Origin of the sequence: Georgenia daeguensis (genome assembly GCF_039537705.1) — a bacterium.
Classification (GTDB): domain Bacteria; phylum Actinomycetota; class Actinomycetes; order Actinomycetales; family Actinomycetaceae; genus Georgenia; species Georgenia daeguensis.
Genome location: NZ_BAABBA010000027.1, coordinates 25,876 through 50,521, shown reverse-complemented (window position 1 = coordinate 50,521; position 24,646 = coordinate 25,876). Strand labels below are relative to the sequence as shown.

Here is a 24,646-nt window from a genome sequence, read left to right as displayed (position 1 = left end):
AAGGTAGCGTCAGGCACGTCGAGGTCTTCCGGATGGGTGGCGTGAGAACCTCCATCATCGGAAGACCTCGACCTCTATCCCGTCAACGCCGCGCCGGCCTCGACTACACCCTCATCTGCGAAGAGCCGGTATCTCTGCCGGCCGGCGTGCGGCCCGGTGGCTGGGGGCGCTGCTCCTGGCCCTCGTCGGCATCACGCCCCTCCTGCCCGCCGGCCCGGCGTCGGCGGCCACCCTGTACGGCCACGACATCTCCTGGCCCCAGTGCCCCGCGCCCGGCGGCTTCGGCCTCCCGATGCCGCCGGCGTCGAGCCAGTTCGTCGTGGTGGGACTGACGAGGGGGCTCGCGTTCACAGAGAACCCGTGCCTGGCGGACCAGGTGGCGTGGGTGCGGGCGAACAGCAAGCCGGCGCACGCCTACGCCATGGCCACGTTCCCGACGTCGGCCCAGCTCATCACCTACCGCAACGCCGGGCCCTGGCGCGGGACCACCCGGGCGGCCCAGCTGAGCAACGTGGGCTACGCCGAGGCGACGGCGGCCGTCGCGTCGCTGCGCAAGGTCGGCTGGCGCCCGCCCGTGGTGTGGATCGACGTGGAGCCGCGCCCGGCGCAGCCCTGGCCCGGCGCCACCGCGCAGCAGCGGCTGGAGAACCGGTACGTGGTCGAGGGCCTCATGCGCGGGCTGCGCGAGGCGGGCTTCTCCTACGGCGTGTACTCCTACACGTCCGGCTGGGAGGCCATCACCGGCGGCTGGCGGCTCCCCGCCGTCCCCGTTTGGGCCACCGCCGGCCGTCTCGACTACCCGACCGAGGCGGCGGACCGCTGCACCCAGCCGAGCTTCTCGGGCGGGCGGGTCCACCTCTCGCAGTGGTACGACGACACCCGCGACTACGACCGTACCTGCGGCACCTACGCCTTCACGCCGCTGCCGGTCCCGCCGTCGTCCATGACCGGCTCCGCCAGCGACCTCGACGGCGACTGGCGCAACGACCTCCTCGCCCGCTCCGGCGACGGCGCGCTCTGGCTCTACCGCGGCAACGGGACCGGCGGCTGGCTCCCGCGCGTGCAGATCGGCAGCGGCTGGAACGGCATGGACGTCATCGACACCGCCGGTGATCTCGACGGCGACGGACGCCCCGACGTCCTGGCCCGCGAGCGGGCGACCGGGTACCTGTGGCTCTACCGCGGCAACGGGACCGGCGGGTGGCTCCCGCGCGTGCGGGTCGGCACGGGCTGGAACGGCATGAGCGCGATCTTCTCGCCGGGCGACCTCGACGGCGACTCCCGCGTGGACGTCCTGGCCCGCGAGCGGGCCACCGGGTACCTGTGGCTCTACCGCGGCAACGGGACCGGCGGGTGGCTCCCGCGGGTGCGGGTCGGCACGGGCTGGAACGGCATGAGCGCCCTGCTCGGCCCCGGGGACCTGACCGGCGACGGCGCGGCGGACGTCCTGGCCCGCGAGGCCGGGACGGGCCGCCTGGTGCTCTACCCCGGCGACGGCCGGGGCGGGTGGAAGCCGCGCATCACCTACGGCACGGGCTGGAACGCGATGAGCGCGCTCGTCGGCCCCGGGGACTTCACCGGCGACCGCGTCCCGGACCTGCTCGCCCGCGAGGCCGCGACCGGCTACCTGTGGCTCTACCCCGGCAACGGGGCGGGCGGCTGGCAGACGCGGGTGCGCGTCGGTGTCGGCTGGCAGTCCCTGACCGCCCTGGCGTGACGGCCGGGCCGGCCGCTACCAGCGCAGGTCGACCTGCTCGTCGGCGGCGATCCGCTCCAGCGTGGCCTCGTCGGTGCCCGGCTCGGTCAGCACCAGCGACCCGCCGGAGCGCCACACGGCCAGCGCCTGCTCGAGGAGCGCGGCCAGGTCCCGGGGCGTGACGAGCGCCCGGACGGGCACGGCGTCGTCCCCGTCCTCCTCGGCCGCGGGCGGGCGCCCGAGCTCGAGGGTCCCGCGCGCCCAGTCCGCCAGCTCGCCGAAGGTCGCCTCGAGGCCGGCCCCGACGAGCGCGACGTCGTCGTCCTCGGGCTCCGAGACGTAGCCGAGCTGGTCGCCGTAGCTCATCAGCTCGGCGGCGGCGTCGATCACCTCGGCCGGCAGCTCGGGCCCGTCCCAGGACATGGCCAGGGCCGGCAGCGACACCGCGAGCACGAGGTCCGCCTGGTCGACGCCGGGCGCACCCTCGGGGTCGGTGGTGACGACGACGTCGACGTCCTCGACCTCCTCGTCCGGCAGGACCACGCGGGCGCCGGTGGTCCACGACGCCAGCGCCCACACCAGCGTGCGCCAGTGGACGGGCAGGTCCAGGACCACCGTGGTCCCGGGCTCGGCGTCGGCCTCCTCCACGAGGAGGTTCGCCGCCTTCGTCACCCAGTTGGCGAGCACGCGCCCCGAGAGCTCGGTGCGCTCGCCGTCGGCGCCGTACCACGTCAGCCGGGGAGAGGCGCCGTCGTGGCCGAACGCGTCCAGGAGGCGGCCGGGAAGCGTGTCGGGGTGGTGGGTCATGCCTCCGAGGGTACGGCGCGAACGCGGGTCCGCGCCGTCCGATTCGGTCTACTCGATCGGGTGACGGTGGTCGCGGACGATCTCGGTGACCTGCGCGTACTCGGCGGTCCCGGCGAACGCCGCGTAGTGCGGCGCCTCGTACACCGCCGTCGTCAGCTCCGCCCCGTCGCGGTACCCGTGGAAGGTGCCGCCGGCCTGGCGGACGAGCAGCGCGCCGGCGGCGACGTCCCAGGGGTGGGTGGAGGTGCCGAACGTGCAGTCCGCCCAGCCGGCCGCCACGTGGGCCAGGGCCAGGGCGCCCGACCCGCCCCGGCGCACGGAGCGGAACTCGTCCACGAGCCTCGCGAACCGCTCGGCGGCGGCGGGACCGGCGGACACGTCGCGGGCGGCGGGGTAGTCGGTCAGGACGGTGGCGCCCGAGGCGTGCGGCGCCCCGGTCGAGCGAAGCGTCCGCCCGTCCAGCCACGCGCCGGTCAGGTCCGCGGCGAAGAGGTTCTCCGCGACCGGGTCGTAGATGACCCCGGCCGTCAGCTCCCCGTCGACGGCGGCGGCGATCGAGACGCAGAACTGCGCGATCCCCCGGGCGAAGTTCGCGGTCCCGTCGATGGGGTCGACCAGCCAGAGCACCGAGCCGTCGCCCACGGTGCCGCCCTCCTCGCCCAGGATCCGCGAGTCGGGTTGGAGGCGGAGGATCGCGGCGCGCAGCACCTCCTCGCTGGCCGTGTCGTACTTGGTCACCAGGTCGTGGTGGTCCCGCTTGAACGCCACCTCCACCTGCGCGCGGAACGCCTCGCGCAGCATGGGCCCGACGGCGGTCGCAGCCTCGGCGGCCACCTCCCGCAGCGCGGTGGACAGGGCGGTGAGGTCGGTCACGGGCACGGCGGTCCTCCATCGTCGGTGTGCCGCCATCCTGCCAGGACGGCGACGGCGTCCCGGGGGCCGCCCACGAGCGGGCGGCGCGGTGCGGGGCAGGCAAGATTGCGGATCTCGTCACGGGGGCACCGACACGCCGGACGACACGCCGCGCGGAACCCTCGAGCGCCGATTTTCCGCCCCATATAGCACCCATACCGCTTGACGAACGCGGATGACACGCGTGTAATTCAGGGGTCAGGTCCGCTGGAGGGAAGGGAAGAGAGCCGTGTGGAACATTCTCGGTGATGGTCCGCTGACCTTCGGCATGCCGGAGGAGACGCAGGGTGCAGAGGTGCTCAGCCTCATGGGCACCGACGTCCTCGACGAGGGAGCGCTCGCCTGGCAGGACCGGGCCCTGTGCGCGCAGACGGACCCCGAGGCGTTCTTCCCCGAGAAGGGCGGCTCCACCCGCGAGGCCAAGCGGGTGTGCACCTCCTGCGAGGTGCGGGCCGAGTGCCTCGAGTACGCGCTGGAGAACGACGAGCGGTTCGGCATCTGGGGCGGGCTGTCCGAGCGCGAGCGTCGCAAGCTCAAGCGCCGCGCCGTCTGACCCGGCCGCCTCACTTCATGGCGGCACAGACCCCCACACCCGTTCGGCCCTCCACGCTCGCCGTGGTGGTCAGCGCCGGCGTCTCCGTCTACCTCCAACGCACCCTCGCCGCGCTCGCGGCCCAGACCCACCTGCCCGAGGTCGTCCTCGTGGTCGACGTCGGCGCGCCCGGACGCGATCTCGGCACCGGCGTCCCGGTCCACGACGCCGTCGCCGGCGCCGGGCTCGACGAGGTCACCCGGGTCCGCGTGGTCCGTGCGCCCGAGGCCACCACGTTCGGCGAGGCCGTGCGCCAGGGCCTTGAGCAGTACCGCGCGCTCGTCGAGCGCGCCGCCGAGCGCGCCCGCAAGCGCGAGCGGGCCACCGGGACGCTGAGCGGCTCCTGGTCCCGGGTGACCGGCGAGCTGACGCCGGTGACCACTGGGGAGATCCGCGCCGTCGGGGTCCTCGGCCACGCACCCGACCCCGGGGCGCGCCCGGACTGGCTCTGGCTCCTGCACGACGACTCCGCGCCCCACCCGGCCGCGCTCGACCAGCTCCTCCACGCCGCGGAGTCCGGCCGTTCGGTCGCGATCCTCGGCGCCAAGCAGCGGGACTGGGCCGAGCGGGACCGGCTGCTCGAGGTCGGCGTCCGCGCCACCCGCACGGCCCGCCGCGTCGCCGACATCGAGCCCGGGGAGATCGACCAGGGCCAGCACGACCACCGCGAGGACGTCCTCGCCGTCGGCACCGCGGGCACCCTGGTGCGGCGTGCCGTGTGGGAGGAGCTCGGGGGGACCGACCCGGCCCTCGGCCCCTTCGGTGACGGCCTCGAGCTCTCCCGTCGCGCCCGCCTCGCCGGCCACCGCGTGGTGGTGGTGCCCACCGCCGTCGTCCACCACGCCCGGGCCTCCTACCTCGGGCTGCGGAGCCGACCGGCGACGCAGCCGGGGGAGGACCCGGCGGCCGGGGGGCCGGACACGCGCCGGTCGTACCTGGCCCGCCGCCGGGCGCAGCTGTACAACGGGCTGGTCGCCGCCCCCGGGGCGCTCGTGCCGCTGCTCGTCCTCGGGCTCCTGGTGCTGGCGCCGCTGCGCGCCCTGTGGCGCGTGGCCACCAAGGAGATCGGGCTCGCCGGCGCGGAGATCGCCGCCGCGCTGGCCGTCCTCGCCCAGCCCGGCGCCCTGCTGCGCGCCCGGCGGCGGACCGCCCGGGTGCGCCGCATCCCCGCCCGGGCGCTCGCGCCGCTGCAGGCGACCGGACGGGAGATCCGGCGCGCCAAGCGGGACGTCCGCCGCACCGCCGCGGCCGCCCGCCACGCCGCCCAGGCACCCAGCGAGCTGGAGATCGCCGAGCGGGCCACGCTTGCGCGCCGCCGCCGCACGGGCGCCACCCTCACCCTCCTCGTCCTCACGGCCCTCGCGCTGGCCGCCTTCGCGCCGCTGGTGCTCGCCGGACCGCTGACGGGCGGCGCCCTGCTGCCCGCCGACGCGACCCTGGGCGAGCTGTGGCGGGCCGCCCGCTCCGGCTGGGTGGCCGCCGGCGACGGGCACCCGGGACCGGCCGACCCCCTGCTGCAGGTTCTCGCCGTCGCCATGCTGCCGCTGGCGCCGTTCGGCGCGTCGGCCAACGCGCTCGTCACCGCCCTCGTGGTCCTCGCCGTCCCGCTCGCGGGGTTCGGCGCGTGGTTCGCCGCCGGCGCCGCCACCCGCTCCGTCGGGCTGCGTGCCTGGGCCGCGGCGACCTGGGCGCTGGCGCCGAGCCTCCTGCTGGCCACCGGCCAGGGCCGCCTCGGCGCCCTCCTTGCCCACGTGCTCCTGCCGTGGGTGGCGCTCGGGATCGCCCGCGCCGTGGCGGTCGACCGCCGTGACGTCGTGCTCTCGGGGATGGTCGGCGCCAGGCGGACCGCCCGGGCCCGCGCCGCCGAGGCCGCGCGCACCGGGGAGGCGGGCCGCGACCCCGTGGTGCCGGACCTCGAGGACGCCGTCGCCACGCCTGACGACACCGTCGTCACCAGCCGCACCCGGGCCGGGTCCATCGCCGCCGGCGCAGGCGCGGCGCTGGCGCTGGCCGCCGCGGCCGCCGGCGCGCCGGTCCTGCTGCCCGCGTCGATCGTCGCCGTCGTCCTGCTCACACTCGCCGTTCCGCGGCGGCGCCGCGTGCTTCTCGCCGTCCCGCTTCCCGCGCTCGTCGTGCTCGGCCCGCTCGTCGCGGCCGCCCTGAGCGACGTCGGGGCGGGCAGCTGGCGCCTCCTGCTCGCCGACCCCGGGGCCGCCTACGCCTCCGACGCCGGCCCGTCCTGGCTCGCCGCCCTGGGCTGGCCCGTCGAGCCCCCGGCGCTGCCCGGCCCCGGCGGGGACGGCGCCCCGGCCGTCCTGGCTCAGTGGGGGATGGTGCTGGGCGGTGCCACGCTCGCCCTCGGCGCCGTGCTCGCCCTGCTGCGCGGCACCGGACGGGCGCGGGCCGTGCGCGCGGGCTGGCTCGTCGCGCTGGTGGGGCTGCTCGCCGCCCTCCTCGCGGCGCGCACCGACGTCGCCGTCGGCACCGGGCCGGACGGCGTCGCGCAGGTGGTGCGCGGCTGGGCCGGCCCCGGGACGTCGCTCGTGGTCCTCGGCCTGCTCGTCGCCGTCGTCTCGGCGGGGGACGGCCTGCGCGCCGCGCTGCGCAACCGGAGCTTCGGCGTCGGTCAGGTCGCCGTCGCGGTCCTGGCCCCGCTGCTCGTGCTCGGTCCGCTGGTCACCGCCGCCGGGTGGCTCGTCTCCGTGCGCCAGGCCGACGACACCCCCACCGAGCTCCTCGCCGTCCACGGGCGGCCTGCCGCCCCGGTGCCCGCCGTCGCCGCCGAGATGCAGGACTCCGGCAGCCGCTCGCGCGTGCTCGCCCTCAGCCCCGCCGGCGACACCGTTCGCGCCCAGATCTGGCGCGGTGCCGGGCCGCAGCTGACGACCGCGTCGGCCGTCGGGGCCCTCCGTGACCTCGTGGCAGCCGGGCCCGACGCGGCAGCCGACGAGCTCGCCCGGACGGTCGCCGCGATGTCGGTGGGCGCGGGCGAGGACGTCGGCGAGGTGCTCGGGCGCCACGCCGTCGGCGTCGTCGTCGTCCCGCCGGAGCCGGACCACGTGCCCGCCGGCACCGAGCCGACCACCACCGAGCGTGCCGCGCTGATCGAGCAGCTGGACGCGACCGCGGGACTCGACCGCGTCACCGAGAACGAGTCCGGGGTGATCTGGCGGGTCTCGCGCGAGTCCGGCCAGCCCGGCTCGGCCAGCTCGGTGGCGCGGGCCCGGGTGGTCGACGCCGACGGCGCGTGGGTGCAGGACGTCGGGGCGGGCCAGATCCGGATCGGCACCGACCTGCCCTCCGGGCCGGAGGGCCGCACCCTGGTGCTCGCCGAGCGCGCCGACCCCGGCTGGCGTGCCTGGTACGACGGCCGGCCGCTGCGCGCGACCACCGACGGGTGGCGCCAGGCGTTCGAGCTGCCCGCCCACACCGGCACCCTGACCGTCGCCCACGAGGCCCCGGGCGCCAGCGCCTGGGCGTGGGTGCAGGGCATCGTCGTCGCCCTCACCGTGCTGCTGGCCCTGCCGATCCGACGACGCCGGACGGAGGTGGAGTGATGCGCGAGGAGCCGGGCCGGGAGCCCGCCCGCGAGAAGGACCCGGTCGAGGAGCCGGTCGAGATCGAGCCGACGGCAGAGCTGCCGGCCCCGGAGGACGAGCCCGGCCCCGACGAGGCTGACGAGCCTGCCGCCGGCGAGGCTGCGGAGCCTGCGGTCGGCGAGGCTGCGGAGCCCGCCGCCGACGAGGCCGGCGAGCCTTCTGCCGGCGAGGGTGCGGAGCCCGCCGCCGGCAAGCCTGCGGGCGCCGCCGCCGACACCGTTGACGAGGAGACCGAGACCGCGGACGACGCGGACCCGGCCGCCCCCGCTGCGCCGCGCCCCTCCCGTGGCCGGAGGGTCGTGCGCGGCCTGGGCCTGACGGTCTCCGGCCTCGCGCTGGTCGCCGCCGCCGGGGGCGCCGTCGTCGCGGCCGCCGCCTGGCCGGCCGGAGAGACGCGGCCGGTCGAGGCGGCGGTGGTGGACGTCCCCGCCGGCCCGGTCAGCGCCGTGTGCGCCGGTCCGCCCGCGCTCACGGCCGGCGAGGGTATGTCCGTCGACCCCGAGCTCGACCCGGCCGACGTCACACCCACCACCCTGACCCAGCTGCTGACCCTGCCGCGCGAGGACGCGGGCGCGGCCGAGGCGACCTACACCCCGCTCGACGGCGAGGCGCAGGAGCTCGCCCGCGTCGGGCAGGTCCGGGCGCTCGAGATCGGCGACCCCGGCACCGGCGCGATCCTGCGAGCCGAGCCGGTCGACGACGTCGCCGCGCTCGCCGCCGGCGCCACCCTCACGCGCACCGACGCGGGGGACCTGCGCGGACTGGCCGCCGCCCCCTGCCTCGGGCCGCAGAGCACCACCTGGCTGGTCGGCGGCGGCACGGACCTCGGGCAGAGCGCCCAGCTCGTGCTCACCAACACCGGCGACACCCCAGCCACCGTCACCGCGACGATGTGGACGACCCTCGGCCTCGCCGACGCCGCCCGGCTCGCCGAGATCGTCGTGGCCCCGCAGAGCGAGACGACCGTGCTCCTCGAGGGCGTCGCCACCGGCGACCCCGCCCTCGCCCTCCGCGTGGACGCCACCGGCGGCCAGGTTGCCGCCCGCGTGCAGGACCACCAGCTGGACGGGCTCGTGGGGGCGGGGGTCGACGTCGTCACGCCGGCCGCGCCGCCCGCGCTGACCGTGACGGTCCCGGGCGTGGTGCTGCCCGAGTCGAGCATGGACGATCCCGCCTCCTCCGCCGTGCGCCTGGTCAACCCGGGCGAGGAGACGGCGACCGCGTCCGTCACGCTGCTCGGCCCCGACGGCGAGGTCGAGGTCCCCGGCGCCGAGGACGTCGTCCTCGACCCGGGAGCCGTGCTCGACCTCACGCTCGCCGGCGTCGACGCCGGCGCCTACGCCGTCGAGATCACCGCCGACCAGCCGGTCACCGGCGCCGTCGTCCTGGCCCGCGTCGGCAAGGCGGGCGAGCTCGACCCCGACGTCCCGCCGGTCGAGCGGGCGTGGACCCCCGCGGCCGACCCCGCCGACTCCGGGGTGCTGCTCACGCCGGGGCTCGGCGACGTCGTCGACGCCGCGACCGTGACGCTGACCAACCCGGGGGAGGACGACGTCGAGGCCGAGCTGGTCCCGGTCGGCGAGGGCGGGTCGCTCGGCGACCCCGAGACCGTCACGGTGCCCGGCCGCAGCACCGTCACCTCCGACGTCGCGGAGCTCGGCGAGGGAACGGTCGCCGTGCAGGTGCGCACCGCGGGTGGGACCGGCGTCCTGGCCGCCAGCGTGCTCACCGCGAAGGCGGGCGACGGCGAGCTCGTCAGCGTGCTCCCGCTCTCGCCCGACCCGCACACCGCCAGGTCCGTGCGCGTCGACGTGCGCTAGCGGGTCAACGGCCCAGCAGCACGAGCCACTGCTCCGCCAGGGCCCGCACGACGGCGTCGAAGTTCTCGTCGTGGCCCCGCACGATCGCGAAGTGGAAGTTGCGGTCGACGGACATCTCGAGGGCGACGGCATGCACGCGCGCCTGCGCCCGGGCCGCCTCGTCGGGCTGCCGGTCGAGGAGCCGCGTCATCGACGCCGCCGTGCGCCGGACCATGGCGAACCACTCGTCGGCGACCGCCGGCTCGTTGGCGAGCGCCTGCTCCATCGCGGCGTACTCGTGGCGGGAGCGTCGCCACTGCTCGGCGTGCCGGTGCAGCCAGGCGGTCACGGCGTCGAGGTCCGGGTCGACGAGGGCGTCGAGCGCCCGGTAGTCGGCGGCGACCCCGGCCTCCAGGTCCCGCATCAGACCGACGACGACCTCGGCCTTGGACCGGAAGTGAAGGTAGAAGGTCGCCCGGGAGACGCCGGCGGCGCGGGCGATGGCCTCGGCGCTCGTCGCGGGGTAGCCCTGCTCGACGAACAGCTCGCGGGCGGCGCGCACGAGCTCCTCGCGGGTGGCCCGCTTCTGCTCGGTCCTCGTCATCGGCGCTGGCACGCCATCTCCTCGGGTTCGGGGATCGGGTCCGTCGGTCCCGAACCCTAGCCGGGACGACGGCGCTGCCGCGGGCTGCGAGCCTGCGCCGTCGTCCCCGGGTGCGGTCCCTCCACCGCCGCGGAGGGACCGCGGTCAGCTCAGCGGTCGAGGACGAGGCGAGGGCAGCCCTTCGCCGCCCGCGAGACGCAGATCATCATCGTGGCGTTCGCGTCCTGCTCGGCCGGCGTGAGGATGGAGTCCCGGTGGTCGGCGCGGCCGGTGACGATCCGGGTCTCGCACGTGCCGCACGTGCCCTCCTGGCAGGAGGAGAGTGCCGAGATGCCCGCCTCCTCGGCCACCTCGAGGATCGACCGGCCGGGCGGGACGGTGGCCGTGACGCCGGACTCGGCGAACTCGACCTCGAACTCGGTGTCCGGCTCGGTGCGCACCACCTTCTTCGGCGCGAAGCGCTCGGTGTGCAGGGAGCCGACGGGCCAGTGCGCCGTCGCCTCCTCGATCGCCTGCAGGAGCGGCTCGGGGCCGCAGCAGTAGATCAGCGTGTCCGGCGCGACGTCGCCGAGCAGACCCTCCAGGTCGAGCAGGCCGAACTCGTCCTGCGGACGCACCTGCACCCGGTCGCCGTGGGCGGCGAGCTCGTCGAGGAACGCCATCGAACTGCGCGTGCGCCCGCCGTAGAGCAGCGTCCATTCCGCGCCCTGCGCCTGCGCCGCCTCGATCATCGGGATGATCGGGGTGATGCCGATGCCGCCGGCGACGAAGACGTAGCGGGGCGAGTCGTGGAACCGGAAGTTGTTCCGGGGCCAGCTGACCGTGACCGTCGAACCCTCGCGGACGTCGTCGTGGATGAAGATCGACCCGCCGCGGCTCTCGGGCTCGCGCAGCACGCCGATGCGCCAGCTCTCCGGGCGGGCCGGGGAGGAGCACAGGGAGTACTGGCACACGCGGCCCGCGCCGCCGACGCCGGTGTGGACGTCGATGTGGGCGCCCGGCTTCCACGACGGCAGCGCCTCGCCGTCGGGGTGGCCGAGGGTGAGGGCGACGACGCCGTCGGAGGCCTCGGTGCGTCCGAGAACCGTGAGGTCCATCTGGCGCAGGACCTTCTTCTGCTGGCGCGCGACGTCGGCGACGTCCCACTCCACGGGGAGGTTCCGGCGAACCGGGAGCAGGGCCATGCGCACGAACTCCAGCGGCACCTCGGGCGCCGGCCGGAGGGAGGGCAGACGCTCGTACAGCACCTTCAGCGCCGTCGCGCCCTGCACACGGGCGAGCGACTGGCCCAGGCAGGTGTGCCTGCCCTGGGTGAAGGTCAGGTGGTCCTCGGGCTCGGGGCGGTGGATGTCGAACTCGAAGGGCCGCGGCGTGCGGGTGGGGTCGGTGTTCGCGCTGGCCAGGGCCAGCCACACCATGTCGCCCTTCCGGATCTGCGCGCCCCCGATCTCGACGTCCGCCTGCGCCTGGCGGGAGGCGAAGGTCGAGGAGGGGCGACGGCGGACCGTCTCCTCGAACACGCGCGGCCACAGCCCGGGGTCGGCGAGGGCGTCGGCCCGGGCCTCCGGGTTCTGGTCCAGGAAGAGCACGGCGTTCGCGATCGCCTGGGTGGTGGAGTCCACGCCGGCGGCGGCGAACTCGGTCAGGTGCAGGGCGATCTGGGCCGCGCTCAGGGTGGGGGTGCCGTCCTTCTCGCGCACCGCCGCCATGTCCGAGATGAGGTCCTCGCCGGGGTTCTCCCGGCGCTGCTCGACGACCTCTCGCAGGTACAGGGTGGCGGCGATGTAGCGGTCCCACACCTCCGAGCGGCGCGGCTCCGGGAGCGGCTCCTGGGCGCTGGCCAGCACGGCGAAGAAGTCGTCGCGCAGCTGGCGCATCATGGCCTCGTCCTCGTAGCCGAGGCCCATGTGCGCCATGATGGTCTGCGTCGTCAGCTCCAGGGCGTAGTCAGACACGAGGTTCGCCCGGCCGTCGGCCTCGAACTTGTCCACGACGCGGTGGGCACGCGCCTCGATCTCCGGCTGGAGCGCCTCCATGCGCGCCTTGGTGAATCCGCGCTGGGCCACGAAGCGGTGCACCGTGTGGCTGGGCGGGTCCGAGCCGACGAGCATCTGCGAGATCAGGTCGGGCGGCATGACGTCCCGGTAGCGCTCCGGCACGTCGATCAGGCCGCTGTTGGCGCCGGAGGTGAATTTCTGCCAGTCGCCCAGGATGGCCTCGGCGTCGTCGCGCCGCGTGACGATCCAGGCGTTGAGGTACGGGTAGAAGAACACCGGGTGCTCGTCGCGGACGGCGGCGAAGTGCTGGGCGGGGTCGGTGTAGTAGTCGTCGCCCATGGCGTCGAAGCCGTGCGCGACGGGGCAGCGGGCGGGCGGAGCACCGGCGGTGGGTGCTTCGGTGGTCGTCATCTCGACTCCTCTGTCGGGGTGGTGGTGCCGGCGGCCGGGCGGGGCCGCGCGGTGGCGGTGGTCCGTCGTCGGACCGGCGCGCCGGGAGGTGCGACGACGGGGAACGCGACCCCGCCGCCGGGAGATCACAGGGCGGCCGCGACGGCCATCGTGGAGATCTTCTGGAAGCGGGCCACGTTCTCCGACTCCTCCATGACGCCCGCGGAGAGAAAGACCAGGGTCAGGTCCCGCTCGGGGTCGATCCAGAACAGCGAGGACCCGGCGCCGTAGTTGCCGTGCGTGCGGGGCGAGGTGAACGGACCGAAGAAGTTCGGGGCGGTACCGCTGCCGCTGAGGGAGAAGCCGAGCCCGAAGTTGCCGGCGGGGATCTCCCAGCCGCGTGCGACGGCCATCTGGGCGTAGAGGTCGTTGGGCATGTCACCGGTCTGCAGCGTGGTGGCCTGCTCGAGAACCGCGGGGGCGATGAGCTGCTCGCCGTCGACCTCGCCCTTGCGGCGGATCATCTCCGCGAAGGTGAGGACGTCGGCGGCCGTGCTGACCGAGCCCACCCACGGCATCTCGGCGTCCTCGGTGATGTACCGGTTCAGGCACTCGATGTCCTCGGGGGAGAGGAACCCGCCCTCGGGCAGGTAGACCTTCAGCGGCACGGCCTCCTCGGCCAGGGCGGACGGGAGCCCGAACGAGGTGCGGGTCATGCCGAGCGGCTCGAAGATCAGCTCGCGTGCCAGGTCGCGGAAGGAGGCCGCGCCGTAGGCGCGGCGCACCATCTCGCCCATGAGCGCGTGGTTGATCGACGGGGCGTAGTTGAGGTTGGTGCCCGGCTCGAACAGCACGTCGACGCGGCTGAGCGCCTCGATGACGTCGGCGAGATTGCCGAAGCGGTCCGGGCCCAGGCCGGGGTTCGGCGTCGGGGGCATGCCGGAGCGGTGCGTGAACAGGTGCGCGAGGTTGATCTTGTCCTTGCGCAGCATGTGGAACGGGTCGGTGCCGAGGAACTCGGGGATCAGGTCGACCACGCGGGTGGAGAGGGCGAGCCTGCCCTCGCCGAGCGCCCGGTAGGCCATGGCGTTGGTGAACGCCTTGGTCAGGGAGAGGACCCGGAAGACGGCGTCCGGCTCCAGGAGGCGGCCGGTGGCGCGCTCGGCGTAGCCGATCGTCTCGTCGAGGACGACCTGGCCGTGGCGGGCGAGGATGACGTGGACGCCGTCGTAGGAGCCGGCCTCGATGTCCCGGGCGATCTCGTCGGTGAGGCGCCCGAGCGCCCGGCTGTCGACGTCGTCGAGCGTGGTGACGGCCGGGACGGCTGCGGGCCGCAGGTCTGTGGTGGTGGTCATGCTGGTCTTCCTTTCGCGTTCGGGGGCGGCGTGGGGTCGCTGCGGCGGCTCACTGCATGACGAGCCCGCCGGAGGGCGAGATCGTCTGGCCGGTGTAGTAGGACCCCTCGTCGCTGGCGAGGAAGAGGACCGTCTGCGCCACCTCCGCCGGGGTCGCCGTGCGGCGGATGGGCTGAAGCCCGACGAGGAAGTCGATGAACTCGTCGTCGCTCTGGCGGAACAGGGGGGTGTCGACCGCGCCGGGGGCGAGGGCGTTGACCCGGATGTTGAAGGGGGCGAGCTCGATGGCGGTCTCGCGGGTCAGCCCGAGCACGCCGGCCTTGGAAGCGGGGTAGTAGGCGGGCATGGCCACGCCCATGAGCGCGGCGGCCGAGGAGAAGTTGATGATGGCGCCGCCGCCGGTGCGCTTCATGAGCGGAGCGGCCGAGCGGGTGGTGAAGAACGGGCCGTGCAGGTTGATCCTCACGACGCGGTCGAAGTCCTCGTCGCTGATGTGCTCGAGGAACTCGGGACGGTGCTGGCGGCCCTCCTTCATCGCCACGAAGCCCTCGTAGTTCTGCTCGTTGAGCTGGTCCAGCGCCGCCTTGTTCGGCGCGTTCACGCCCGCCGCGTTGACCAGCACGTCCAGGCGGCCCTGCTCGGCGTCCACGCGCTCGAACGCGGCGCGCACGGCGGCGCCGTCGGAGATGTCCAGCGGGACCGGGACCGAACGGGGGACGGCGGCGAAGGACTCGGCGAGCCGGTCCGCCGAGATGTCGGCCCCGTACACGACGGCCCCCTCGGCCGCGAAGGCCTCCGCGGCGGCCAGGCCCATGCCGGACGCGGCGCCGGTGACGAAGACGACCTTGTTCTCGAACCTCATGTGCTCCTCCTCGAGTGCAGGGGGCGGGATCTGCGGTGACCCGCCTCACATGCCGAGCACCCTCGCACACTCGCTAGACACATGTCTAGCGAGTTGGTGACAACCTGTCGCCAAAGCGGTGGCACGGGCAGGCGGTCCTGGGCCCGCGGAGGTGACGGGAGAAGCCGGCGGGCGGCCGGGAGGTGGTGGCGGCCGAAGGCCCGAGCGACGCCGGCCGATGCGCGGGCAGCGGTGGTGGCGGCCGGAGGCCGCGAACGACGCCGGCCGATGCGCGGGCAGAGCGGGCCGGAGCCGGGCAGGGACCCGGCGCACGCGTGCCGCGGAGAGCGGCGCGCAGGTGTCGAGGGCGGGGTCCGCGGTCAGTCGCCCGGGTACTCCGGGTCGATGTCCTCCGGCGCGCGCCCGAGCATCCCGGCCACCTGCTCGACGAGCACGATGCGCACGAGCATCTCTGTCTCCTCCGCGTCCTCGGCGCGGGCGAGCACGGGCCGCCGGTACACCACGACGCGGTGGGTCAGGCCGGCGGGCGGGTCGGCGGGGAAGTAGCGGCCCAGCGCCACGGTCCGGTGCTCCCACGGGGCCGGGTCGGAGGGCGGGACCTCCTCGACGGCGAACTCCACGCCGCTGAGCTCCTTGGGCCAGCGCTTCTCGAGCCGCCGGACACAGCGCAGCACCGTGTCGTCGAACTTGTCGGCGCGGGTGCGCCAGGCCGGCAGGGTCGGCGGGACGAGCGGCCCGCGCAGTCCGCGACCGCGGCGGTCGCGGCGCCGGGCGCCCCTCCGGCCGGGGAGCGCCGGGACCGGCAGCTGGGGCTCGTTCACACCTCGAGGGTAACGGGGCGCACAGAGCGGGTGGGTGCGCCTGCGGCGTGGAAGCCGGGCCGTGCGGGCGGGAGGGGGTAACGTCCCACGACGTGAGAGCCGTCCGCCAGTGCACCAGGTCAGCCTGCGACCGCGCAGCCGTCGCCACGCTCACGTACGTGTACGCGGACTCCACGGCGGTCCTCGGCCCGCTGTCCTCCAGCGCCGAGCCGCACGCGTACGACCTGTGCGACGTGCACGCGAAGCGCCTCACCGTGCCGCGCGGCTGGGACGTCGTTCGCCTGGCCACCGAGTTCGTGCCCGCGGCGCCGTCCGACGACGACCTCGTCGCCCTTGCCAACGCCGTGCGGGAGGCCTCCCGGTCCACGCCGCACACCAGCGTGCCGGCGCAGCGGCCGGGCTCCGCGGTTCCCGCGCCGGTGACGCACCGGCTCCCCGACCCCGCCGCCGACGGCGAGATCACGCGCCGTGGGCACCTGCGGGTGCTCCAGGGCGACGCCGACTGAGCGGCGCGACGCCTGTCCCGGCCCCGGCTCCGACGTCGGCCGCGGGTAGTGTGGCGGGCAGACCGACCGAGGAGAGCACGATGAGCCAGACCCCCCGCGCGCCGCGATCCACCCAGATCCTGGGCATCGACCCGTGGGTGCGGCACGTGCTGCGCTGCCCCGTCACCGGCGCCGACCTCGTGGACGGCACCGGCCCGGACGGGCAGCCCGAGCTGGTCTCCACGAGCGAGGTCAACAAGCTCGCCTACCCGGTGCGCGACGGCGTTCCGATCCTTCTCGAGTCGGAGGCCCGCCGCCTCGACGCGTGAGGGTCCGCTCGATGGCCTAGCCTTTCCCCGGGCCGGACGACGCCGGCCCTGGAGAGGGGTGTGGTATGGCATCGGGTGGGGGTACCAAGGCCGTCGTGACGGCGCTGGCCGCGAACATCGGGATCGCGATCGCGAAGTTCGTCGGCTACCTGCTGACGGGGTCGAGCTCCATGCTGGCCGAGTCCGTCCACTCGGTGGCGGACTCCTCGAACCAGTTCCTGCTCCTGATCGCCGGGAAGCGGGCGCAGCGCAAGGCCTCCGAGGTCCACCAGTTCGGGTACGGCCGGGTGCGCTACGTCGCGGCCTTCGTCGTCTCGATCGTCCTGTTCACCCTCGGTGGTCTCTTCGCGCTCTACGAGGCGTGGCACAAGTTCAGCGACCCGCACCCGATCGACTCCTGGAAGTGGGTGCCCGTCGCGGTGCTGCTGGTCGCGATGGCTATGGAGGGCTTCGCCCTGCGCACCGCGCTGAAGGAGGCGGAGCACGCCCGGGGCAAGATGTCGCTCTACCAGTACATCAAGGCGTCGCGGTCGCCCGAGATCCCGACGATCGTGCTGGAGGACACCGGCGCGCTCCTCGGCCTGGTCTTCGGCCTGTTCGGCGTCGGGATGACCCTCGCCACGGGTGACGGGCGCTGGGACGCCGTCGGCTCCGCGGCCATCGGCGTGCTCCTCGTGGTCATCGCCGTCTTCCTCGCCCGGGAGATGACGTCGATGCTCATCGGCGAGTCGGCCATGCCGGAGCATCACGATGCGATCGAGCGCGCGATCGTCGGGAGCGGCGTGGAGCGCGTCATCCACATGCGGACCATGCACCTCGGCCCGGACGAGGTGCTGGTGGCCGCCAAGATCGCCGTGCCCGGCGGTGCGAGCGCCGGCCAGGTCGCCGACGCCATCGACGCCGCGGAGGGGCGCATCCGCGACGCCGTGCCGCTCAGGACCCAGATCTACCTCGAGCCGGACCTGTACGAGAGCCGGCACAGGCCGGGCACGGCGGGCGCCGGTGCCGCTGGCGCGCCCGGCGGGGCGGCCCCCGACGTCACCGGGCCGCCCGCTCACTGAGTGACAGGCCGAGCTTCCCCCGGTGACCTGGCCGCCCGCTCACTGAGTGACAGGCCGAGCTTCCCCCGGTGACCTGGCCGCCCGCTCACTGAGTGACAGGCCGAGCTTCCCCCGGTGACCTGGCCGCCCGCTCACTGGGGTGGCAGGCGGGCCGCCCGGACGTCACCGAGCGGCCGGCTCGCGATTTCTGCGCGCTGAGGAGGGGGCCGGTGGCGCCGGAGCCGAGTTGCGGCGGAGATCTGTCAGGGTCGGCCGGACGGATCTCCGCCACGGACGGGAAGGTTCACGACCTCGACAACGGGGCAGCCAGGTCTGCACGGTCGGGGGACGCCGGTCCACCCGCGGGTCCGCAGCGCGAGCGCAACCTGCCGCGCGACATGGCACGGCGTGACAGCGAGATGGTTCCACCGGTAGCGCAGTGTGAGCTCCCGAGCGACGATCCCGACGACGTTGTCGCGCCAGACGTCCTTGTCCGTCCGACCGAAGGGATGCGCGAGCTGACCGTCCAGCTCGACCCGCACCTGGTAGCCCGCGTAGCGCCGGTCGGCGCGGAGGCGGAGGCCGTCCAGCACCTCGCGCGCCTGCAGGCGCGAAGGCGGCAGCCCGTGCGACCGTTCCACGCGGTCGTACCTCAGCTCGAGCGGTGACTCAACACCATCGGCCACGCGGCCGAGCATCTCCACGAGGAGCGCACGGTGTCGAAGCCTGCACCGACCCTGCGCCGCTCGGAGAATTGCCTCGCCGTCGAGGTTCTTCCTCGCGGCGCGACACAGCAGCGCGACGACCTCGTCAACTGCCGTCCGGGGCCGGTCGACGAGATCCAGGATCGTGTCGATCGGCCCCACCGCGGGCAGCCGACCCCACGCGTCGGGCATCGAGCGGCGGGACCTGATCCTGACGCCTGGACGTCGGCGCACCTTGCGTCCGTGAGGCACGAGGACCTCGACGATGGGCGGCCGCCTGTCGGTCAGGCCGTGGCGGTAGGCGGCGCTGTCGTGGCTCAGCACCGCGCCGCGGCCGGCGTACAGCAGCGCAGCTCGGGCTCGACTGAGCCACGTCGGCTGGCCGGTGTGCACGAGGTAGATCCCCGGATGGAGACGTTGCCAGCGTCGCCCGGTGACCTGCCGGGAGATCCAGTCGGCGGTGGCGCCGCACGCAAGCAGCTGAGCTCGGGTGATGACTGAGTCCTGCTGGCGCGTCAGGCGATCGACACGGCTGAGGTCTACACGGGCTCGCACGGGATGACCGTGCCCGGTCGATTCCCACCGCACCGCGTCCGTTCGACGCTGAGGTGGAGGAGAAGGTCATCGGGCGCCATGTGGACGACGACGGAGGAGTTGCTCGAGGACTCCGGTGTGCCTCGGTGGGCCACGTGCCGCAGTACCGGCGTGACTCCGTGAGGCTCAGCCTGACGGAGTTACGCGCGCCAGGAGCGGGGCGTGGTGGGGGCGGTCGTCTGCTGCCCGACCCCGGCGTACACCGGTGGCCCGCAGTCGGAGGACTGCGGGCCACCGGACGGGCGACGCGCTGCCGGGCTCAGTGCCCGCCGGACGTCGTCGCGCTGTGCGGACCGCCCGCTGCGGTCAGGCGACGCCGAGCTCGCTGAGCACGTCCGGGTTCTCCTCGAGCCACGCGTCGACCGAGGCTGCCGGGTCCTCGCCGCCGTTCTTGTTGAACATGAGGTTCTCGAGCGAGTGCAGCTGATCGGCCTCCATGGTGAAGCTGCCGATCATCTCGGCGACCTCGGGGTACTCCTCGGAGAAGCCCTTGGTCCCGTAGGTGAAGATGTCGTCCGGCTCGCCCAGCGCCCCCTCGGGGTCCTCGAGGTTCTTGATCGGGTAGGCGTCGTAGGCCCAGTGCGGCTCCCACAGGGTGACGGCGATGTTCTCGCCGGCGTCGGTGGCGGCCTCGAGCTCGGCCAGCATCGCCGGCGTGGAGGAGATCGCGAACTCCATGTCCTCGAGCCCGTAGGTCGGGATGACCTCGTCCTGGACCTGCTTCGTCAGCCCCGCGCCGGACTCGATGCCGACGATCCGGTTGCCGAACAGGTCGGCGTTCTCCGCCAGCTCGTCGAGGGAGTCGATGGGGGCGTCCTCGTTGACCGCGATGGTCAGCGGGGCCTCCTCGAGCCACATGCCCAGCTCCTCGAGGTCGTCGCCGTACTGCTCGAGGTAGGACGCGTGCGTCAGCGGCAGCCACGTGTCGAAGTTGACGTCGTAGTCGCCCTGCGCGAGGCCCGTGAAGACGACGCCCGCGTCGGCGGTCTCGAGCTCCACCTCGTACCCGGCCTCGGTGAGGATGTGCTCCCAGAGGTAGGAGACGGCGATGCCCTCCTCCCAACCCGAGTGGACGCCGATGGTGATCGGCTCCGCCCCATCCGGTCCGGAGGCTGTGCCGCCGGCCTCGTCCGCCTCGCCCGAGCTGCACGCCGCGAGCGTGAGGGCGAGTGCCGAGGTGGTCGCGAGGAGTGCCCCGCGACGCTTCATGTTCTGCATTCCGTTTTCCTTCCGTGAGCGCGCTCGCGCTCTGGTTGTTAGCCGGTGTGGCAGGTTCGTTGGAGGTAGGCGACGGCGCACCCCTGCGGGCAGGGGCCCGTGGTCGCGGGCTCTCAGGTGCCCCTCAGGCGTCGGCCGCGCGCAGCTTCAGGGCACGGGCGACGGGCGAGCGGTCACCGAGCGCCGCCGTCACGCGGTCGAGGTACATGGCGAGGATGACCACCGCCAGCCCCGCCTCGACGCCCAGGCCGATGTTGACGCTCTGCAGGGACTGGACCACGGGCTGCCCGAGTCCCGGGGCGCCCACCATGCCGGCGATGACGACCATGGACAGGGCCAGCATGATCACCTGGTTGACGCCGGCCATGATGGTCGGCAGCGCCAGCGGAAGCTGGACCTGGCGGAGGATGCGCCCGGGGGTGGCGCCGAAGGCGTGGCCGGCCTCGACGACCTCCTTGTCCACCTGCCGGATGCCGAGCTCGGTGAAGCGCACCCCGGGCGCCATCGAGAAGATGATCGTGGCCACGATGCCGGGGACGACGCCCACGCGGAACAGGATCACGGCCGGCAGGAGGTAGACGAAGGCCGGCATCGTCTGCATGAAGTCCAGCACCGGCCGGAGCGCGGTGGAGACCCGGTGGTGGCGGGCCGCCCAGATTCCGAGCGGGATGCCGACGCCGATGGCGAAGACGCTCGCGACGATCACGAGCGCGAGGGTCGACATCGCCGCGCCCCACTGGTCGACTCCCGAGATGACGAGGAAGCCGACGAGCGAGCCCAGCGTGAGGCGCCAGCCCTTCGCCAGGAACGCGACGGCGGTGAGCACCAGTGCGATGACCCAGAACGGTGGCTCGGCCAGCACCAGCTCCAGCCCGTCGAAGATGCTGCTCAGGGCCGTCCCCACGCCGTCGAAGAAGGCGTCGAAGCTGTCGGTGAGCCAGTCGACGAAGGTGTCGGTCCAGTCGCCGAGGGGGATGCGGAAGAACTGCTCGGTCATCGCGCGCCCCCTTCCGCCGCGGCCGGTCCGCCGACGGCGGCTCCCTCGGTTACGGGCTCCTCGGGCCTCGTCGCGGCCTCGGCGCTGGTGGGCGACGCGGCGCTGTCCGCGCTGGCGGGGACCATGGCCTCGAGCAGCGCGACGCGGGGGACCACGCCGAGGAGCTTGCCGTCGTCGTCGACCACGGCCAGCGGTAGGCGCGCCTCGGCGGCCGGGGCGAACATCTCCGCCAGCGGGGCGTCGGGGCCGACGGCGGAGTGGTCGGGATGGACGAGCCCGTCGAGCGTCTCGGCGCCGCGGCGCTGGGCGGCAAGGAGCTCGTCGTCGTAGACGGAGCCGTGGAGGATCCGCCGTCTGTCGACGACGTAGGCGGCGGAGACCTGCGCCTCCCGCAGCTCGTGGAGGGCGACGGCGGGGCCTGCGCTGCGCGGGACCGTGACCACCGGACGGGTCATGAACGAGCCGGCGGTCAGGACGCGCGAGCGGTCGACGTCGGCGACGAACCGTGCCACGTAGTCGTCCGCGGGCCGGGAGAGAATCTTCTCCGCGGTGCCGATCTGCACGATGCGCCCGTCGCGCATGACGGCGATGCGGTCGCCCAGGTACATGGCCTCGTTGAGGTCGTGGGTGATGAAGACGATCGTCTTGCCGAGCGTGGCCTGAAGCTCGACGAGCTGGTCCTGCATCTCGCGGCGGATCAACGGGTCCAGGGCGGAGAACGCCTCGTCCATCAGCAGGATGTCGGTGTCCGCCGCCAGGGCGCGAGCCAGGCCGACGCGCTGGCGCATGCCGCCGGAGAGCTGGGACGGCAGGTGGTCCTCCCAGCCCGCCAGCCCGGTCATCCCGAGCGCCTCGGCGGCGCGGGCGCGGCGCTCCTCACGGGCGACGCCCTGGATCTCCAGCGGGTACGCCGCGTTGTCGAGCACGGATCGGTGGGGGAGCAGCGCGAAGTGCTGGAAGACCATCGAGACCTTCGTGCGCCGGATCTCGCGCAGCTGGGCGGCGGTGACGTCGGAGATGTCCGAGCCGTCGATCGTGATGCGGCCGGCGGTGGGCGGCAGCAGACCGTTGAGCATGCGGATGAGGGTGGACTTGCCGGAGCCGGACAGGCCCATGACGACGAACGTCTCGCCCCTGCTCACCTCGAAGGAGGCGTCGATGACGGCGGCGGTGCCGAGGGGTTTGACGTCGTCGCGGCTCTGGCCGTCCTGCAGCCGCCTGACCGCCTCGTGCGGCCGGCGGCCGAATACCTTGTGCACGTGCTGGGCGCTGATGGCGCTCACATTCACCTCGTGGTCGTCGTGGACACGCGGGCGCGCCGCTCGGCGCTCGCGCGCCCCGTTGCGTCGCGTCCGGCCGCCTCGGGGGAGGCGGCCCGGGGCGGACCGTGCGGCACGCGAGAATCACCTGCTCCGGCGCGGGTCCGGCCCCTGGGCGTAAGTGCGGACACGCCACCATGTCACCGATCCGCAGCGCGTGGCCACCGCCGGCCGCGGCGCGGGAACCCGCCCGCCAACCCGACTTTCTCGCGCGGTGCCGGGCGAAACCTCCCTTCGAAGTCCGAAAAATATCGTTACCCGCTTGTGACAATTGTTGACCTTCTCGTTGCTCGATCGAGAGATGGCTCACTGTCGGCGAGGTGGTGCCGTGGTGGACCGGCCCGGCTCGGCACGAGAGATCCGGACCTCGATGTTCGTCTCCCCGCCGATGCGCGAGGTCGTGCCTGAAGGCCGGAGTCCGGTCCAGTGACCATGGTCCTGGTTCCACCCTCGCGCAATTAGTACGGTATGAGGTGTGTTAAAACTCGGTCCGCGTCCCTCCCGCGCCGACGCCCGCGCCCACCTGTCGACCCCGCGCCGCGCCGTGCTGGACCTGCTCGTCGAGGAGCAGGAGCCGATGACGGTCGCCCAGGTCGCGCAGACCCTGGACCAGCACCCCAACACGGTCCGCGAGCATCTCGAGGCGCTCGCCCACGCCGGGCTGGCGCAGCGGGACCAGCTCGCCCCGGCGGGCCGGGGCCGCCCCGCCTCGGTGTACACCTACGCTCCGGAGGCCTCGTTCACGAGCCCGGAGTACGCGGTGCTCGCCCAGGTGATCGTCGGCTACCTGACCCAGGTGCTGCCGGACGGCCCGGTGCTGCGCCAGCACTCCCGGGAGGCCGGCCGCCACTGGGGCCGGGCGATCCTCGAGCGGGCCGGGGCGGAGCGGCCGCCCGAGTTGCGGGGGATCGGCACGGCGGTGGCCTACCTGCGCCGCATGCTCGAGCGCACCGGCTTCGCCCCCGAGACCACGCGCGAGGGCGCGGACCACACCCTGCGCCTGCCGCGCTGCCCGGTCCTCGAGCTGGCTAAGGAGCGGCCCGAGGTCGTGTGCAGCGCGCACCTGGGGATGGCGCGCGAGATCCTGGCGGCCACGGGCGGGATCGACCCCGGCCGGGTGAGCCTCGAGGCCTTCACCGAGCCCGGTGCGTGCCTGCTGCACGTGCGCGCGAGCGCACGGACCGGCGAGGAGGGCCTCGTCGTCGGGCCGGTCGAGAACGCGCCGGCCCCCGCCGGCCCGTACGAGGCGTGAGCTCGTGAGCACCCCGACGGCGGGACCGCGCCCCGGGCCGCCTGCCTCGCCGGCTCGCGTGGCCGCCGCACGCACGCCCGACGCGCCCGGGCGCGCCGGCCGCAGCGGCCCCGCCGGCACTCCGGGCGTGCGGCCGCTGCGCACACGCACGGCGTTCCGGCTGACCTTCCTCGTGCCCGGCGCCGTCGCCCTGCTGCTCGGTCTCGACGCCGCGCTGGGGCTGCTCGGTCTGCCCCAGGTGCTCGGGCCCCTCCTGAGCCTCGAGCGCCTGCCCGACGTGCACGGCCCGCTCATGGTGCTCGGCTTCGTCGGTACGGTCATCTCCCTGGAGCGCGCCGTGGCCCTGGGGCTGCAGTGGGGCTACGTCTCGCCCGCCCTGTCCGGCGTCGCCGCGCTCGCCGTCGTCTCCCCGCTGCCGCTCGCCGTGGGCCAGGCGCTGCTCGTGCTCGCCCAGGTGCTCGCCCTGCTCGTCTACCGCCAGCTCCTCGCCCGGCAGGTCGCCGCCGCGGTGACGATCCAGGTGCTCGGCGCCGTCGCCGCGCTCGGCGCGGCGATCCTCTGGGCAGGCGGCGTGCCCGTGCCCGCCCTGACGCCGTGGCTCGTGGCCTACCTGGTGCTGACGATCTTCGGCGAGCGGCTCGAGCTGGCTCGCACGGAGCTGCTCTCGCCCGCGGCCTCGCGCGCGGCGCTGGGCATCGCGATCGCGATGCTGGGCTCCGCCGTGGTCTCCCTCCTCGCCCCGGACGCCGGGTTCACCCTCACGGGGCTGAGCCTGCTCGCCGTCGCCGGCTGGCTCGCGGCCAGGGACGTGGCCCGCCGGACCGTCCGCGGCACCGGCCTGCCGCGCTTCATCGCCGCCTGCCTGCTCGCCGGGTACGCGTGGCTCGCCGTGGGCGGCGCGGTCTGGGCGCTCGGCGGCGCGGTGACCTCCGGCCGCGGCTACGACGCCGTGCTGCACGCCGTCATGCTCGGGTTCGTCATCTCCATGATCGTGGCCCACGCCCCGGTGATCTTCCCCGCCGTGCTGCGCCGCCCGCTGCCCTACCGCCCCGTCATGTACGCCCCGGCCGCGCTGCTGCACGCCTCGCTCGTGCTGCGCCTCGCCGTCGGTGACGCCCGCGACGTCGAGGGCGTCGTGCAGGTCGGCGGGGTGGGCAACATCGTCGCGGTGCTGGCCTTCGTGGCCGTCGCCGCCTGGTCGGTGCTGACTGCGCCCCGTGCGGCCCGCACCTCACCGTCAGGAGCGCGCCCGTGACCATCCCCGTCGGCCCTCC

20 protein-coding genes are annotated in these 24,646 nt (G+C 74.5%); 9 read left to right on the top strand and 11 right to left on the bottom strand.

Annotation, left to right across the window (positions count from 1 at the left end; genetic code table 11):
- Positions 1-385 precede the first annotated feature (385 nt).
- A complete protein-coding gene (locus ABD774_RS18925; RefSeq protein ID WP_345044732.1) occupies positions 386-1,717 on the top strand; it encodes an FG-GAP-like repeat-containing protein in 1,332 nt (443 codons plus the stop codon).
- Between the two features lie 15 nt (positions 1,718-1,732).
- On the opposite strand, the gene ABD774_RS18920 is transcribed toward ABD774_RS18925, so the two are convergent.
- The gene (locus ABD774_RS18920; protein WP_345044729.1) at positions 1,733-2,503 is read right to left on the bottom strand and encodes a TIGR03089 family protein; all 771 of its coding nucleotides are present in this window, start codon (positions 2,501-2,503) and stop codon (positions 1,733-1,735) included.
- A 48-nt stretch (positions 2,504-2,551) separates the two neighbouring features.
- Positions 2,552-3,382, bottom strand: a complete 831-nt coding sequence (locus ABD774_RS18915) for an inositol monophosphatase family protein (RefSeq protein ID WP_345044727.1) — start codon at positions 3,380-3,382, stop codon at positions 2,552-2,554.
- A 340-nt stretch (positions 3,383-3,722) separates the two neighbouring features.
- On the opposite strand from ABD774_RS18915, the gene ABD774_RS18910 reads away from it, so the two are divergent.
- From ABD774_RS18910 to ABD774_RS18900, 3 genes are read left to right on the top strand one after another with little or no spacing between them, the layout of a single operon-like run.
- Complete coding sequence (locus ABD774_RS18910; RefSeq protein WP_248258537.1) at positions 3,723-3,968, top strand: WhiB family transcriptional regulator; 246 nt, start codon at positions 3,723-3,725, stop codon at positions 3,966-3,968.
- Between the two features lie 17 nt (positions 3,969-3,985).
- The gene (locus tag ABD774_RS18905; RefSeq protein ID WP_345044724.1) at positions 3,986-7,564 is read left to right on the top strand and encodes a glycosyltransferase; all 3,579 of its coding nucleotides are present in this window, start codon (positions 3,986-3,988) and stop codon (positions 7,562-7,564) included.
- On the top strand, positions 7,564-9,426 hold the full coding sequence (locus tag ABD774_RS18900; protein WP_345044721.1) for a DUF5719 family protein: 1,863 nt from the start codon (positions 7,564-7,566) through the stop codon (positions 9,424-9,426). Before ABD774_RS18905 ends, ABD774_RS18900 begins: the two co-directional genes overlap by 1 nt.
- Positions 9,427-9,430: 4 nt before the next feature.
- On the opposite strand, the gene ABD774_RS18895 is transcribed toward ABD774_RS18900, so the two are convergent.
- The 5 genes from ABD774_RS18895 to ABD774_RS18875 all read right to left on the bottom strand — a co-directional run bounded on the left by ABD774_RS18895 (position 9,431) and on the right by ABD774_RS18875 (position 15,434).
- The gene (locus ABD774_RS18895) at positions 9,431-10,021 is read right to left on the bottom strand and encodes a TetR/AcrR family transcriptional regulator (RefSeq protein ID WP_345044719.1); all 591 of its coding nucleotides are present in this window, start codon (positions 10,019-10,021) and stop codon (positions 9,431-9,433) included.
- A 137-nt stretch (positions 10,022-10,158) separates the two neighbouring features.
- Positions 10,159-12,417, bottom strand: coding sequence for a cytochrome P450 (locus ABD774_RS18890; RefSeq protein WP_345044717.1), 2,259 nt, complete (start codon positions 12,415-12,417; stop codon positions 10,159-10,161).
- A 125-nt stretch (positions 12,418-12,542) separates the two neighbouring features.
- Positions 12,543-13,751 (bottom strand): serine hydrolase domain-containing protein, encoded by a 1,209-nt coding sequence (locus tag ABD774_RS18885; RefSeq protein WP_345044715.1) that lies wholly within the window; start codon positions 13,749-13,751, stop codon positions 12,543-12,545.
- Positions 13,752-13,800: 49 nt separating this feature from the next.
- Entirely contained in the window at positions 13,801-14,613 is an 813-nt protein-coding gene (locus ABD774_RS18880; protein WP_345044713.1) for an SDR family NAD(P)-dependent oxidoreductase, read from the bottom strand.
- Between the two features lie 359 nt (positions 14,614-14,972).
- Positions 14,973-15,434, bottom strand: a complete 462-nt coding sequence (locus tag ABD774_RS18875) for a metallopeptidase family protein (protein ID WP_345044711.1) — start codon at positions 15,432-15,434, stop codon at positions 14,973-14,975.
- 92 nt (positions 15,435-15,526) lie between these two features.
- On the opposite strand from ABD774_RS18875, the gene ABD774_RS18870 reads away from it, so the two are divergent.
- The 3 genes from ABD774_RS18870 to ABD774_RS18860 all read left to right on the top strand — a co-directional run bounded on the left by ABD774_RS18870 (position 15,527) and on the right by ABD774_RS18860 (position 17,309).
- A complete protein-coding gene (locus tag ABD774_RS18870; RefSeq protein WP_248258509.1) occupies positions 15,527-15,940 on the top strand; it encodes a DUF3499 domain-containing protein in 414 nt (137 codons plus the stop codon).
- An 80-nt stretch (positions 15,941-16,020) separates the two neighbouring features.
- Positions 16,021-16,248: a Trm112 family protein gene (locus ABD774_RS18865; protein WP_345044707.1), complete on the top strand. Its 228-nt coding sequence runs from the start codon at positions 16,021-16,023 to the stop codon at positions 16,246-16,248.
- A 65-nt stretch (positions 16,249-16,313) separates the two neighbouring features.
- Positions 16,314-17,309: a cation diffusion facilitator family transporter gene (locus ABD774_RS18860; RefSeq protein WP_345044705.1), complete on the top strand. Its 996-nt coding sequence runs from the start codon at positions 16,314-16,316 to the stop codon at positions 17,307-17,309.
- A 242-nt stretch (positions 17,310-17,551) separates the two neighbouring features.
- Here ABD774_RS18860 and ABD774_RS18855 read toward each other — a convergent pair whose 3' ends face one another.
- The 4 genes from ABD774_RS18855 to ABD774_RS18840 all read right to left on the bottom strand — a co-directional run bounded on the left by ABD774_RS18855 (position 17,552) and on the right by ABD774_RS18840 (position 22,084).
- The gene (locus tag ABD774_RS18855) at positions 17,552-18,547 is read right to left on the bottom strand and encodes a type IV toxin-antitoxin system AbiEi family antitoxin domain-containing protein (protein ID WP_345044703.1); all 996 of its coding nucleotides are present in this window, start codon (positions 18,545-18,547) and stop codon (positions 17,552-17,554) included.
- A 345-nt stretch (positions 18,548-18,892) separates the two neighbouring features.
- Complete coding sequence (locus ABD774_RS18850; RefSeq protein ID WP_345044700.1) at positions 18,893-19,804, bottom strand: glycine betaine ABC transporter substrate-binding protein; 912 nt, start codon at positions 19,802-19,804, stop codon at positions 18,893-18,895.
- 124 nt (positions 19,805-19,928) lie between these two features.
- A complete protein-coding gene (locus ABD774_RS18845; RefSeq protein WP_345044698.1) occupies positions 19,929-20,801 on the bottom strand; it encodes an ABC transporter permease in 873 nt (290 codons plus the stop codon).
- Positions 20,798-22,084, bottom strand: coding sequence for a quaternary amine ABC transporter ATP-binding protein (locus tag ABD774_RS18840; protein ID WP_345044695.1), 1,287 nt, complete (start codon positions 22,082-22,084; stop codon positions 20,798-20,800). Before ABD774_RS18840 ends, ABD774_RS18845 begins: the two co-directional genes overlap by 4 nt.
- A 511-nt stretch (positions 22,085-22,595) precedes the next feature.
- On the opposite strand from ABD774_RS18840, the gene ABD774_RS18835 reads away from it, so the two are divergent.
- Positions 22,596-23,372 (top strand): helix-turn-helix transcriptional regulator, encoded by a 777-nt coding sequence (locus ABD774_RS18835; protein WP_345044692.1) that lies wholly within the window; start codon positions 22,596-22,598, stop codon positions 23,370-23,372.
- Between the two features lie 4 nt (positions 23,373-23,376).
- On the top strand, positions 23,377-24,627 hold the full coding sequence (locus ABD774_RS18830) for a hypothetical protein (protein WP_345044690.1): 1,251 nt from the start codon (positions 23,377-23,379) through the stop codon (positions 24,625-24,627).
- The last annotated feature ends 19 nt before the right edge of the window (positions 24,628-24,646 follow it).

Coding starts and splice junctions, on each gene's coding strand:
- ABD774_RS18920 (WP_345044729.1), bottom strand. CDS start 2,503: ATGACCCACCACCCCGACACGCTTCCCGGCCGCCTCCTGGACGCGTTC.
- ABD774_RS18910 (WP_248258537.1), top strand. CDS start 3,723: ATGGGCACCGACGTCCTCGACGAGGGAGCGCTCGCCTGGCAGGACCGG.
- ABD774_RS18905 (WP_345044724.1), top strand. CDS start 3,986: ATGGCGGCACAGACCCCCACACCCGTTCGGCCCTCCACGCTCGCCGTG.
- ABD774_RS18900 (WP_345044721.1), top strand. CDS start 7,564: ATGCGCGAGGAGCCGGGCCGGGAGCCCGCCCGCGAGAAGGACCCGGTC.
- ABD774_RS18890 (WP_345044717.1), bottom strand. CDS start 12,417: ATGACGACCACCGAAGCACCCACCGCCGGTGCTCCGCCCGCCCGCTGC.
- ABD774_RS18885 (WP_345044715.1), bottom strand. CDS start 13,751: ATGACCACCACCACAGACCTGCGGCCCGCAGCCGTCCCGGCCGTCACC.
- ABD774_RS18880 (WP_345044713.1), bottom strand. CDS start 14,613: ATGAGGTTCGAGAACAAGGTCGTCTTCGTCACCGGCGCCGCGTCCGGC.
- ABD774_RS18865 (WP_345044707.1), top strand. CDS start 16,021: ATGAGCCAGACCCCCCGCGCGCCGCGATCCACCCAGATCCTGGGCATC.
- ABD774_RS18860 (WP_345044705.1), top strand. CDS start 16,314: ATGGCATCGGGTGGGGGTACCAAGGCCGTCGTGACGGCGCTGGCCGCG.
- ABD774_RS18850 (WP_345044700.1), bottom strand. CDS start 19,804: ATGCAGAACATGAAGCGTCGCGGGGCACTCCTCGCGACCACCTCGGCA.
- ABD774_RS18845 (WP_345044698.1), bottom strand. CDS start 20,801: ATGACCGAGCAGTTCTTCCGCATCCCCCTCGGCGACTGGACCGACACC.